The organism is Thalassospira sp. MCCC 1A01428 (assembly GCF_002115825.1).
GTDB lineage: Bacteria > Pseudomonadota > Alphaproteobacteria > Rhodospirillales > Thalassospiraceae > Thalassospira.
This window is the reverse complement of record NZ_JFJZ01000075.1, coordinates 1-11809: the sequence shown is the minus strand read 5'-3', so window position 1 is coordinate 11809 and position 11809 is coordinate 1. Positions and strand designations below refer to the sequence as shown.

At 53.9% G+C, this 11809-nt stretch carries 14 protein-coding genes and 1 tRNA gene; 14 read left to right on the top strand and 1 reads right to left on the bottom strand.

Annotated features, from left to right (window positions below):
- Positions 1 to 397, bottom strand: a 397-nt coding sequence (locus tag THS27_RS24870) for an alpha/beta hydrolase (RefSeq protein WP_210403012.1), incomplete at its 3' end; no start/stop codon positions are given.
- 244 nt (positions 398 to 641) lie between these two features.
- Between THS27_RS24870 and cysE the strand changes: the two genes are divergently transcribed.
- The 14 genes from cysE (at position 642) to THS27_RS24800 (ending at position 11750) form a co-directional block, all read left to right on the top strand.
- Positions 642 to 1373 (top strand): serine O-acetyltransferase, encoded by a 732-nt coding sequence (gene cysE / locus THS27_RS24865; RefSeq protein WP_085595518.1) that lies wholly within the window; start codon positions 642 to 644, stop codon positions 1371 to 1373.
- Positions 1374 to 1465: 92 nt separating this feature from the next.
- Positions 1466 to 1945 (top strand): Rrf2 family transcriptional regulator, encoded by a 480-nt coding sequence (locus THS27_RS24860; RefSeq protein ID WP_085595516.1) that lies wholly within the window; start codon positions 1466 to 1468, stop codon positions 1943 to 1945.
- 63 nt (positions 1946 to 2008) lie between these two features.
- Positions 2009 to 3139, top strand: a complete 1131-nt coding sequence (locus THS27_RS24855; protein ID WP_085595515.1) for a cysteine desulfurase family protein — start codon at positions 2009 to 2011, stop codon at positions 3137 to 3139.
- Positions 3140 to 3163: 24 nt separating this feature from the next.
- Positions 3164 to 4387: an IscS subfamily cysteine desulfurase gene (locus THS27_RS24850; protein ID WP_085595513.1), complete on the top strand. Its 1224-nt coding sequence runs from the start codon at positions 3164 to 3166 to the stop codon at positions 4385 to 4387.
- A gap of 62 nt (positions 4388 to 4449) precedes the next feature.
- Positions 4450 to 4854 carry a Fe-S cluster assembly scaffold IscU gene (iscU, locus tag THS27_RS24845; RefSeq protein ID WP_085595511.1) on the top strand — a complete coding sequence of 135 codons (405 nt, stop codon included), beginning with the start codon at positions 4450 to 4452 and terminating at the stop codon, positions 4852 to 4854.
- Positions 4855 to 4904: 50 nt separating this feature from the next.
- Complete coding sequence (locus tag THS27_RS24840) at positions 4905 to 5246, top strand: iron-sulfur cluster assembly accessory protein (protein WP_085595509.1); 342 nt, start codon at positions 4905 to 4907, stop codon at positions 5244 to 5246.
- A 209-nt stretch (positions 5247 to 5455) separates the two neighbouring features.
- Positions 5456 to 6094: a Fe-S protein assembly co-chaperone HscB gene (gene hscB / locus THS27_RS24835; protein WP_085595507.1), complete on the top strand. Its 639-nt coding sequence runs from the start codon at positions 5456 to 5458 to the stop codon at positions 6092 to 6094.
- A 22-nt stretch (positions 6095 to 6116) separates the two neighbouring features.
- Positions 6117 to 8030 carry a Fe-S protein assembly chaperone HscA gene (gene hscA, locus THS27_RS24830; RefSeq protein ID WP_085595505.1) on the top strand — a complete coding sequence of 638 codons (1914 nt, stop codon included), beginning with the start codon at positions 6117 to 6119 and terminating at the stop codon, positions 8028 to 8030.
- A gap of 115 nt (positions 8031 to 8145) precedes the next feature.
- A complete protein-coding gene (locus THS27_RS24825; RefSeq protein ID WP_085595503.1) occupies positions 8146 to 8481 on the top strand; it encodes a ferredoxin family 2Fe-2S iron-sulfur cluster binding protein in 336 nt (111 codons plus the stop codon).
- A 48-nt stretch (positions 8482 to 8529) separates the two neighbouring features.
- Positions 8530 to 8727, top strand: a complete 198-nt coding sequence (gene iscX / locus THS27_RS24820) for a Fe-S cluster assembly protein IscX (protein WP_085595501.1) — start codon at positions 8530 to 8532, stop codon at positions 8725 to 8727.
- 143 nt (positions 8728 to 8870) lie between these two features.
- Entirely contained in the window at positions 8871 to 9575 is a 705-nt protein-coding gene (gene tenA, locus THS27_RS24815) for a thiaminase II (RefSeq protein WP_085595499.1), read from the top strand.
- 131 nt (positions 9576 to 9706) lie between these two features.
- Positions 9707 to 10891 carry a tRNA 2-thiouridine(34) synthase MnmA gene (mnmA, locus tag THS27_RS24810; RefSeq protein WP_085595498.1) on the top strand — a complete coding sequence of 395 codons (1185 nt, stop codon included), beginning with the start codon at positions 9707 to 9709 and terminating at the stop codon, positions 10889 to 10891.
- 232 nt (positions 10892 to 11123) lie between these two features.
- Positions 11124 to 11200, top strand: a tRNA-Met gene (locus tag THS27_RS24805).
- 250 nt (positions 11201 to 11450) lie between these two features.
- A complete protein-coding gene (locus THS27_RS24800) occupies positions 11451 to 11750 on the top strand; it encodes a hypothetical protein (protein ID WP_210403011.1) in 300 nt (99 codons plus the stop codon).
- Positions 11751 to 11809 lie beyond the last annotated feature (59 nt).

Below are 11809 nucleotides of genomic sequence, written 5' to 3'. Positions count from 1 at the left end.
GGGCCGCAATCGAAATAAAGCCGTCAATTTCCGGACGGCGCATCAAAAGCTGCATTCCGATCCAGGCGCCAAACGAATACCCCGCCACCCAGGTCGAGCGCGAGTTGGTATTATAGGTTTGCATCCAGTCAAGGGCGGATGCCGCATCGGACAGTTCGCCAATACCGTGATCATACACGCCCTGCGACCGGCCAACGCCGCGAAAGTTGAACCGCATCACGGAATAACCGCGATCCTTGAACATATTGAACAGGTTAAAGCACAGCTTATTGTTCATTGTTCCACCCTGTTGCGGGTGTGGATGAAGAATAAGGGCGATGGGCGAATTGTCAGCACCGTTATGGTGGTAGCGCCCGTCAAGGCGCCCTTCGGGGCCGTTAAAAATGACCTCAGGCATGGATCAGACAGCTCCTGTCCGCAAATGGGTGTGCAGTAGGAAGAATATACCCGAGTAGATTTGTGAGTTTTTTTGTTCTGCTGGCATAAATTGCTTGGGGCAAATACTTGACCACGTTACTCGGTTATCCTATATTTCAGTCAACCGGACAGCCATACCGACCTGTGTTGCATCTTGTGCGACGCTGCGCCGATATGGGTGGTTGCCGGGAATCGAAACTACTTATTACACAGGGGACTGCCCCATGTTCAAGATAATTCGCCAGGAAATAGACGCGATGATCGCACGCGATCCCGCGGCACGGTCCCGTTTGGAGGTCGTATTAAGCTATCCGGCGTTTCATGCGATCATGGGGTATCGTGTTACCAACTGGCTGTGGAAGCGTGGTTTTCGCATTACTTCCCGGTTCCTGTCGCAAATTTTTCGCTGGCTGACCGGTATTGAAATTCATCCTGGTGCCACGATCGGGAAAAGATTTTTTATTGATCACGGCATGGGTGTTGTTATTGGCGAAACCGCCGAAATTGGCGATGACGTTACCTTGTATCAGGGCGTCACGCTGGGCGGAACGGCCCCCAGTGTCGATAGTGACGGCCAACGGGGCCTGAAACGCCACCCCACACTGGAAGATGGTGTGATTGTTGGTTCGGGCGCGCAAATTCTGGGTCCGTTCACCGTGCGCCGTAATGCGCGCATTGGCGGCAATGCTGTTGTTCTGGCCGAAGTTCCCGAAGGGGCGACGGTTGTGGGTATTCCGGCGAAAATTGTTCGCCGCGAAAAAGATGACCGGTTCTGCGCCTATGGTACCCCGGTTGGCGATTTGCCCGACCCGATTGCCCGCGCTCTTGAAGATCTTTCGCGCGAAGTCCAGGGATTGCGCCAGCGTGTGGTTGAACTTGAAGGTGAACAACAGGGCAGTAGTTCGGCACCGGCTGCCGCCCCGGAAAAACCACGTATTGTGGTTGCTTCGGAATAAGTCTGGTCTGTTCGAGCGCCGCACTGCGGCACACTGAAATCGAAAGCCCGTGCATTGTTTGATAATGCGATGCACAGGCAGGAGGACGCACTGTGAAGTTAAGTACGAAAGGCCGCTATGCGGTAATGGCAATGGTTGATCTGGCTGATAGTGGCCGGGATCGCCCCGTTGCCCTTGCTGACATTGCCGAACGTCAGGAAATTTCGCTGTCCTATCTGGAGCAACTGTTTGGCAAACTGCGCAAGGGCGGACTGGTTCGTTCGGTGCGCGGGCCAGGTGGTGGTTATATGCTGGCACGGACAGCGCAGGAAACCCGTATTGCGGATGTGATTTTGGCCGTGGACGAACCGATCCGCGCAACGCGCTGCAAGTCTGGCTCGCCCAAGGGCTGCAAAGCCGATAAAGGCCGGTGTCTGACCCATGAATTGTGGGAAGAACTGGGCAATCAGATCTATCTGTATCTGTCGTCGGTCAGCCTTGCTGATGTTGTGGATCGTCGTATATCGGGTGTCAGTCGGATGTTTGATCGTCGGACCACCCAGGTTCATGAGCCGCAAGTGGCGGCACAATAAATTGCAAATATAATTTCGGTATCAAATCAGCCCTTAAATGTGAAAGGCCCAGTTCAAGACGTGATGAAACAGCCGGTTTACCTTGATTATAACGCCAGTGCGCCGATGAACGCTACCGCCCGTGACGCGGTGGTGGCAGCACTTGACGTTGCCGGAAATCCGTCTTCTGTGCATGGAGCAGGGCGTGATGCCCGCAAGATTGTGGATCGTGCCCGCCGTCAGGTTGCTGATATGGTTGGCGGTGATCCCGAACGGGTTATTTTTACCAGTGGTGGTACCGAAGCCAACAACCTTGCCCTGAACGGGTTGGAAGATGTGGTGGTGCTGACCAGCGCAATCGAACATCCCTCAGTGATCGAGGCGCGCCACGATGCCCGGCGTATTGCCGTAAATGCAAACGGGGTCATTGACCTTGGCGCACTTGAAGACATGTTAAGGGTATGCCGGGAAGCTGGCGAAAAGGTGCTGGTTTCGGTGATGCTGGCAAATAATGAAACCGGTGTCATTCAGCCGGTGGCACAGGCCGCACTGCTGGCCCGTGAATATGGTGCCAAAATCCATTGTGATGCCGTGCAAGCCGTTGGCCGGGTGCCGGTGGATATGGGGCGCCTGCTGGTCGATATGGTTTCGGTATCGGCCCATAAAATTGGTGGCCCCAAAGGTGTTGGTGCCCTTGTTATTGCCCCGGGCGTGATGCTGGTGCCGCAAATTCGCGGTGGCGGGCAGGAAAAATACCGCCGGGGTGGCACCGAAAATGTTGCCGGTATTGCCGGTTTTGGTGCCGCAGCGGCCCTGGTTGACGGAAAATTGGCCAATATTGACGACATAACAGCCAAGCGGGACCGTTTGGAAAACGAAATTCTGGCTTCAGCGCCAGAAGTGGTGATCGCAAGCCGCGATACCGCGCGCCTTGGCAATACCAGTTGCCTGATCCTGCCCGGTATGCCCGGTGAAACGCAGGTGATGGCAATGGATCTGGCCGGGGTGGCAATCAGTTCGGGATCGGCCTGTTCATCGGGCAAGGTTCGCGAAAGCCACGTCTTGAAGGAAATGGGCGTTGCAGAACCGGGATCGGCCATACGGGTCAGTCTGGGTTCTGAAACAACCAACGAAGAGATCGATATGTTTATCCGTGTTTGGAGCCGGATGCGGGGCAATGCGGAGCGCAAAAAACTCGCGCGCAATGCTGCCTGAGAAAATGAGTGAGGATGCCTAAAAATGAACGAGCTTAAAGCAAAGCCGATCTATCTGGACTATCAGGCGACAACGCCGACCGATCCGCGTGTTGTTGATGCAATGCTGCCTTATTTTTATGAGAAATTCGGTAATGCCCACTCGCGGAACCATTCGTTCGGCTGGGAAGCAGAAGATGCCATTGAACTGGCCCGTGGCCAGGTTGCAACCATCATCGGGGCATCGCCCAAGGAAGTTATCTTTACATCCGGTGCGACCGAGTCAAACAACCTTGCGCTGAAAGGCGTGATGAAGTTTTACGGCAAGAAAAAACCGCACCTGATTACGACGGTGACCGAACATAAATGCGTTCTCGACAGTGCGCGCCATCTGGAACAGGAAGGATACAAGGTTACGTATCTGCCGGTTCAGCAAAATGGCCTGGTTGATCTTGAACAGCTTAAAGCTGCGATCACCGATGAAACGGCCCTGGTTTCGATCATGGCGGTTCACAACGAAATCGGTGTGATCCAGCCGCTTAAGGAAATTGGCGAGATTTGCCGTGAACGCGGTGTGTTCTTCCATTGTGATGCGGCCCAGGCCGTTGGCAAAATTCCGCTTGATGTCAATGACATGAAAATCGACCTGATGTCGATTTCGGGTCATAAAATTTATGGTCCGAAGGGCGTTGGTGCGTTGTTTGTGCGCCGTCGTCCGCGCGTGCGTGTTGTTGCCCAGATCACCGGTGGTGGTCAGGAACGCGGCATGCGTTCAGGTACCTTGCCAACCCCGCTGATCGTTGGTTTGGGCAAGGCATGTGATATTGCGCTAAACGAAATGGCCGAAGAAAACGCCCGCATCATGGAACTGCGTAACTATACGCTGAACCGTTTCCGTGAACGTCTGGCCGATATCTACCTCAACGGTGATGAAGAAAACCGTGTTGCCGGTAACCTCAATATCTCGTTTGCCTATGTCGAAGGCGAAAGCCTGTTGATGGGCATCAAGAACATTGCGGTTTCGTCCGGTTCGGCCTGCACCTCGGCGTCGCTTGAGCCGTCATATGTGCTGCGCGCCCTGGGTGTGGACGAAGAACTGGCCCATACGTCACTGCGTATTGGTATTGGTCGCTTCACCACCCGCGAAGAACTGGACCAGGCTGTTGATGCGATCTGCAATGAAGTGGAACGTCTGCGTGAAATGAGCCCGCTTTGGGAAATGGCGCAGGAAGGCATCGACATTAAATCAATCGAGTGGGCCGAGCATTAATTGCGACGCGTACTATATAATAGTTACAGAGAGACACAGGACTTCTTAGGAGGGTTCAAACCATGGCTTATAGTGAAAAGCTTCTTGATCATTACGAAAACCCGCGCAATGTCGGTTCGTTCGACAAGAACGAAACCGCTGTCGGGACCGGCCTTGTTGGCGCCCCCGCATGTGGTGACGTGATGAAACTGCAAATTCGTGTTTCCGCCGACGGGATCATTGAAGATGCAAAATTTAAAACCTTTGGTTGCGGTTCGGCGATTGCATCAAGCTCGTTGATCACGGAATGGGTTAAAGGCAAGACCATTGCCGAAGCGGGTGCGATTAAAAACTCGCAGATCGCTGAAGAACTGGCGTTGCCGCCGGTTAAAATCCATTGCTCGATCCTGGCTGAAGACGCGATCAAAGCCGCGATTAGCGATTACAACACCAAAAACGGCAAAGCCGAGGTTGAAGCGGCTGAATAAGCTGCTTTACCCTGATAATCGTATGATTATCCGCAGACAAGGAGACCAGGATGGCATTACCGTCGCCAATTAACGTAACACCGAATGCCCTTGATCATATCAAGGCGTTGCTTGATAGCCGCGGCAAACCGTCTGCTGGGATTCGTCTTGGTGTGCGCAGCAAAGGGTGCTCAGGTCTGTCATACACGCTTGAATACGCCGATGATGAAAGCGGATTTGACGAAATCGTCCAGCTTGACGACGGTGTGAAGCTGATGATCGACCCCAAGGCAATCATGTTTGTGCTGGGTACAGAGATGGATTATTCGGTCGACAAAATGGAAGAAGGTTTCGTGTTTCGCAATCCCAATGAAAAAGGGCGTTGCGGGTGCGGGGAGTCCTTCCACGTTTGATGCCGCCGGTTTCCGGCCCTGATCTTGTCGATGGCCCCGGTGCTTGTCACCGGGGTCATCACTTGATGGCATATGTTTTAACCGGCATATGAAACTTTTGGGCATGTGGGTCTTATCCCTTTGGTCGCAGGTTTCATATGGTGGCTGCGAACGGGTGTTATGGCCCGCAAGTCCGATCAATGTGTTGAATGATACAGGCCCGAAATAAAATGACTGCTGCGTCAAAACACACTGCTACCACTGGCAATGGCAATAAAATTTGTTGGTCCTGCAAGGGGCCGGTCGATGCTGTTGCGCTGTTTTGCGATACCTGTGGTGCCATCCAGGCGCCGGGACAGCTGGATCATTTTGCCCGGTTTGAATGCGCGCGCGATTTTAATGTCGATATTGATGCGATCGAAATTCAATACTTAAAACAGCAACAGGCCCTGCATCCGGATCGCTTTGCGACGAAATCGGCCCGTGAAAAGGCCCTGTCGCAACAACAGGCTGCCAGCCTGAACGAGGCCTTTGAAACCCTGAAAAACCCGGTGTCGCGTGCGGAATACATGATGCGTATGAACGGTGTGGAACCCGAAGGCGGTGAAGGCCAAACGGTGAATGACCCGGCATTGTTGATGGAAGCAATGGAAATGCGCGAAGCCCTGGATGATGCCGGGGACCGGGCGGCAATTGATACGATCATTCGAGATGTGCGCAAAATGGCGCGCGATTGCGAAAAGGAAGTTGCGACCGCAATTAATGGCGGGGCCTATGATGCGGCCCGCAAATTAACCACGCGGTTGCGTTATCTGTTAAAAATGGCGCAGGAAGCGCGGGCCAAAAAGGCACGCTTGGCTGCGGCCTGATATAATAAACGGATTGAATTTTATGGCTTTGCTGACCATCCACGAACCCGGACAAACCCCGCTTCCCCACGAGGAAGAACGTAAACTGGCGGTCGGGATCGATCTGGGCACAACCAATTCTGTTGTCGCCATGTCGCGCGCGGAAAAATCCGAAGTGTTGCGCAATCCCGATGGCGGGTCGGCCATTGTTCCCTCTGTTGTGCATTATGCCGCTGATGGGACGGTAACCGTGGGCGAAGCCGCCCGCGATTTGATCGATAGCGAGGCAAGCCAGGTGGTGTCTTCGGTTAAACGATTGATGGGCCGTGGCCTTGAAGATGTGAAATCGGTTGCCGGCACTTTGCCTTATCATGTTGAAATTCCCGAAACGGTGGCGGGTTCAGATGCGGCCACTGCCGAACCGCAAATGGTGCGCCTTAATGTTGGCAACCGGGTTTTAACCCCGGTCGAAGTTTCAGCCGATATTTTGCGCGCCCTTAAGGCCCGTGCCGAAGCGGCCCTTGAGCAGGATGTGGAACAGGCTGTTATTACGGTTCCGGCCTATTTTGATGATGCCGCGCGTACGGCCACCAAGGATGCTGCCAAACTGGCCGGCATCGAGGTGTTACGTCTGGTGAATGAGCCAACGGCGGCTGCGTTGGCCTATGGCCTGGATAACGGGGCAGAGGGGCTTTATGCGGTTTATGATCTGGGCGGGGGTACGTTTGATATATCCCTGTTGAAAATGCAAAAGGGTGTTTTCCAGGTTAAATCAACCGGTGGTGATGCGGCATTGGGGGGCGATGATTTTGATCACGCCATTGTTGAACATATTCTGGCGGCGCGCAAAGCTGACGGTATTGACGACACGATTGATTCCTCGGCCGCTAAGCGTCTGTTAAAGGTCGCCCGGGCGATCAAGGAAGCCCTGACCGAACGTGATCAGATTGATGTTGCGGTTGATATCAACGATCGCGAAACCACACACAGCATCACCCGTACCGGTTTTGATGCCATGATCGCGAAGATGGTGGCGCGCACGGTGTCGATCACTGAACAGGTGCTTGATGATGCCGATGTGCTGCCCGAAGACGTAAAAGGTGTTGTGCTGGTGGGCGGTTCCACCCGTGTTCCTGCGGTGCGTGCGGCTGTGGCATCGCTGTTTGAACAGGATCCGCTTTCTAACATCGATCCCGATGAAGTGGTCGCCGTTGGTGCCGCATTGCAGGCCGAAGCCCTGACCGGTGGGTCTGATAACCTGTTGCTGGATGTTATTCCGCTGTCACTGGGTCTTGAGACCATGGGCGGGATTGTTGAAAAAGTGATTGATCGCAACACCCCTATTCCTGTTGCCAAGGGCCAGGAATTTACCACCTATCAGGATGGTCAAAGTGCCATGATGATTCATGTGGTGCAGGGCGAACGCGAAATGGTGGATCAGTGCCGGTCGCTGGCGCGGTTTGTTCTTTCGGGTATTCCGCCGATGGCGGCAGGGGCTGCGCGCATTCGTGTGACGTTTCAGGTTGATGCCGATGGTTTGTTAACCGTCTCCGCGCGTGAGGAAACCACAGGAACCGAGCAGGAAGTCGCTGTTAAGCCGACCTATGGCATTAATGAAACCGACATGGCGAATATGCTGCGCGACAGTATGGTTAATGCCCGCGGTGACATGGAATTGCGATTGTTGACCGAGGCCCGGGTTGAAGCACGGCGTAATATTCTGGCAGTGCAGGCTGCGATGAAGGCCGATGCCGAATTGCTTGATGCTGATGATGAAGGCGCGATTGCTGCGGCAGTTACCGAACTTGAAACGGCGATGGCAGGTGATGACCGCCAGATTATCAATGATCTGGCCGAAGCACTGGATACCGCATCGCGCCCGTTTGCCGAAAAACGTATGGATCGTGGTATTCGCCGCGCACTTGCGGGTCAAAATGTGAATAGTGTCGGCACTTAACCGGGTGCAGATGAATTGACAAATTAGGCCGCTGCGGCGATTGTCCCGGCACATCGCTTAAGCGGGTCGATAAACAGAGATCGAAACAGAATTTAATTCGAGGAGAAAGGCGCAGATGCCCAAGATCGTTTTTGTGGAACCTGACGGTTCGGAAAAAGAATTCGAAGTCGCCGACGGGTTGTCCGTTCTTGAAGCCGCGCATAAAAACGGCATCGATCTGGAAGGTGCATGTGAAGGTTCGCTGGCATGCTCGACCTGCCATGTCGTTGTTGACGGTGACTGGTTCGATAAACTTGAAGAACCCAGCGAAGACGAAGAAGACATGCTTGACCTCGCATTTGGCCTGACCGAAACCTCGCGTCTTGGCTGCCAGATTATCATGAATGATGAACTGGATGGTTTGCGTGTTATGCTGCCCTCAGCGACGCGCAATATGATGGTTGATAAATAATCTGGCCTGTTAACCGCCGGGCCTTTTCACCCGAAAAAGGGGACGACGATGCGCTGGACAGATACAATCGATATCGCGATCGAACTTGAAGAAGCCCACCCGGATGCCGACAACGTGCATCTGCGCTTTACCGATTTGCATAAATGGGTTTGTGCGCTGCCGGGCTTCGAGGATGATCCCGAAGCATCGAACGAAAAGATCCTTGAGGCTATTCAGATGGCCTGGATCGACGAACGCGAAGACTGATTGCCGAACCATCTTTGACCCCGCTTGCAGGCGGGGCAGGGGATGGAAAACGCCATATATCGCCAGATCAAGGACCAGTCCCGCCAACGCGGGCTGGTCTGATCTGTTTTTATGTATCGCGCGTATGCAGCGGAGCCATTTTAATGACCAGCACCAGTGATTTTACCGACATTATTCCAGCCGAAAGCCTGTTTGGGCAATTGCGGGCCAATGCCCCTGATGTCTGGAACAGGTATGTGGATCATGAGTTTGTTCGTAAGCTGGGCGATGGCACATTACCCGAAGAATGCTTTCGCCATTACCTGATTCAGGATTACCTGTTTCTCATCCAGTTTGCCCGTGCCTATGCCCTGGCGGTTTACAAGGCGGGCGATTTAACCGCGATGCGCCAGTATTCCCAAACTGTATCGGCAATTCTGGACATGGAAATGAGCCTGCATCTGGATTTTTGCAACAGCTGGGATTTAACGGAAAGCGATATCGTTAGCCAGCCCGAAGCCCGTGCCACAATCGGCTATACCCGCTATGTGCTGGAAAAGGGCAACCAGGGCGATATTATCGACCTGCATGTAGCAGTGATGCCCTGTATGGTGGGATATGCCGAAATCGCAAACCGCTTGATGGCAAGTTCTGATACAAGGCTGGAGGGGAATCCCTACCAAGCGTGGATTGAAATGTACGCGTCAGATGATTTCCAGAATGTCGCCAGGGCTGAAATCACCCTGCTTGACATGCTGGCAACCCAGCGCGGGGCCGCCGGCCGGATGGATGATTTAACCCGTACCTTTACCATGGCAAGCCGCCTTGAAGCCGATTTTTGGCAAATGGGCCTTGATCTGGCAAAATAGGTGACTGGGCCCATATAGGGCACACATAAATAGCGACGGTGCGAAAAACGCCCCGTTAAAATACCGGATCAGAGATCGACACAATCTGGTCGCCATCGCCTTGACCGATGGTGGGCCAAGGGAATTTGACGATGAACAGTCTTGGAATAGACAAAGCCCCCGAAGATACCCGCGTGGTTGTTGCCATGTCGGGCGGGGTGGATAGTTCGGCGGCAGCCGCGCTTTTAAAATCAGAAGGTTACGATGTGGTTGGGATCACGTTGCAGCTTTATGATATGGGGGCGAATGCGCCGTCACGAGCAAAATCCTGCTGCGCGGGCCGCGATATTTACGACGCCCGCAAAGTGGCCGAGGATATTGATATTCCCTATTACGTGCTGGATTACGAAAGCCGTTTTCGCGAAGAAGTCATCGACGATTTTGCCGATAGCTATTTGCGCGGCGAAACGCCGATTCCCTGTGTGAAGTGCAACCAGACCGTCAAATTCCGCGATTTGCTGGAAACGGCCCATGATCTGGGGGCGGACTGCATGGCAACTGGCCATTATGTGCAGCGTAAACTGGCCGCCAACGGCCAGGCGGAATTGCACCGTGCGGCCGACGCCAACCGCGATCAAAGCTATTTCCTGTTTACCACCACCCAGGAACAGCTCGATTTTTTGCGTTTCCCCTTGGGGCATTTAACGTCCAAGGCTGAAACCCGCGCCCTTGCGGCCCGGTTTGGCCTTGAGGTGGCCGATAAACCCGACAGTCAGGACATTTGCTTTGTCCCCGATGGCAAATATGCCCGTCTGGTGGAAAAGCTGCGCCCCGAAGCGGGTGAACCCGGCCAGATTGTGGATGTGGATGGAAACGTGATGGGCGATCATCGCGGGCTGATCCATTACACGGTCGGGCAGCGGCGCGGCCTTAATATTGGGGGTACGGCAGAACCGCTTTATGTGGTCAAACTGGTGCCTGAAACCCGCCAAGTCATTGTCGGCCCCAAATCGGCGCTGGCAAAGCACAGCATTTACGTCAAAGACCTGAACTGGCTGGGCGCATCAGCCATTGACCCGGCCGGGATCGAGGTTGAAGTTAAGCTGCGCTCTGCCATGGCACCCGCCACGGCAACGCTTTATCCGGTTGCTGATGCACCGGGGCAGGCGCGGATCGACTTGCACGCACCACAGTTCGGCATCGCACCGGGGCAGGCTGGCGTGATTTATCAGGGCGACCGTGTTTTAGGTGGTGGCTGGATCAGCGCGCAGGAGCATCAGGCTGTTGCTGGCACGGCGCAGGTCACACCGGCTCGCGACACAATTAGCGCGGCCTGACCATCGTTTAAAACGGCCTGTGGCCGGTTTCGCATCTGCCTGTGCTTATATTGGCCGGGCAGGGCGAAAATGCCGATACTACAGGCCGTATTATCAAGGCTTTGTGCCACTTGTGATTTTGGCGGAATCTTTTTTGATAAAAACGTCAAAAAGGCGCTTGACGGGGGCGGTTCCCTGACGTAAAAACCGCCCCGTTCCGCACGATACGGAACTGCGAAAGACAAAGCCATATGGCGGAGTAGCTCAGCTGGTTAGAGCAGCGGAATCATAATCCGCGTGTCGGGGGTTCAAGTCCCTCCTCCGCTACCAATTAAAAAGCCCGGTCCGAAAGGATCGGGCTTTTGCCTTATCCACCTTCGGTTACGCGCTGCTGGAATGCTATAGCGCGGCGCGATTTTTTGCACAGTTTGGCAATCCATTTTGCATAGATTTGGTGTTGCAGCGGAGCGGTGGTTTATTCTCTGGTGCTTTCGCAAAAATGTTGCTCGGATTGGGCTGGACTTCCAAAGCGAAGAGATTGCAACTGGTCCTCGTTGAATTTGGAACGAGGATGCAGAACATGGCGATTACACCGATGCCGACCAAGAATAAGGACTGGGGCTTTTGGGGAACCGCCCGGGTTTCTGAATATGATGTTGAAATGACGTGGGATACGGTTTCAAGATGGTTAGCAGATCGTTTAAATCTCACCGCTTTGCAGGTTCGGGATACGCTTGATAGCCGTTTGGGCCGACATCTTTGTGATGATTTGTCCTCCATTGACCGGGGGCCGAGATCTCCGGCAGTGATCAACACGCATCTGGATCGGCGTTTGAGCAAGGGAAACTGGAAGCGCCAATTTCAACAGTTGGCACGTTAGGCTGATAAGGCATTTCCGTTGAGAGTTGATTACAAAGCAAGCCGGGGCATTTACCCCGG